The sequence below is a fragment of the Arthrobacter sp. JCM 19049 genome (assembly GCF_001310435.1).
Window position 1 is genome coordinate 1 of the sequence record NZ_BAXF01000921.1, and the last position, 563, is coordinate 563.

Consider the following 563-nt stretch of genomic DNA (forward strand, 5'->3'; position numbering starts at 1 on the left):
CACCGGGGACCTGAAGAAGGGTGCAGACCAGCTGGCTGCCGGGCTCAATGAAATGAAGAAGCAGACCGCCCCGCTGCCCAGCTCCGCCAAGCAGCTGAACGACGGCGCCCAGCAGGCCGCGAAGGCCGCCAAGCAGCTGGCCGCCGGCTCCCGCCAGGTCGCCGACGGCAACGCCCAGCTCAATGACAAGGTCAGCGAGGCCGCCGAGGTCATCACCGCGCTGGAAGCCGATGCGGACAAGCGCCTGCAAACCGTGGAGAAGAAGAGCCTCGATGGCATCCAGCAGTTGGTGAAAGATGAAATCATCACTCAGGAGCAGGCCGATGAGCTAGTCAAAACCGTCTCCAGCTCAGTGGACGAGGCCGCGGCCAACTCGCAGGTGATCCAGCGCGCCAAGGAAATCAAGGCGCAGCTGAAGACCGCCCAGCAGCAGATCCAGCAGCTGGCCGACGGCTCCGAGCAGGTCGCCCAGGGCAACAAGCAGCTCTCGGCGGGGCTGGACACCCTGGCGGACGGCACCGCACAGCTAAACGCCGCGGTGCCCACCCTGGTCAAGGGCATCT

At 65.7% G+C, this 563-nt stretch carries 1 pseudogene; it reads left to right on the forward strand.

The window, feature by feature from the left end:
* Positions 1–563 (forward strand): annotated as a pseudogene (locus JCM19049_RS17125) (ABC transporter); the annotation flags it as partial.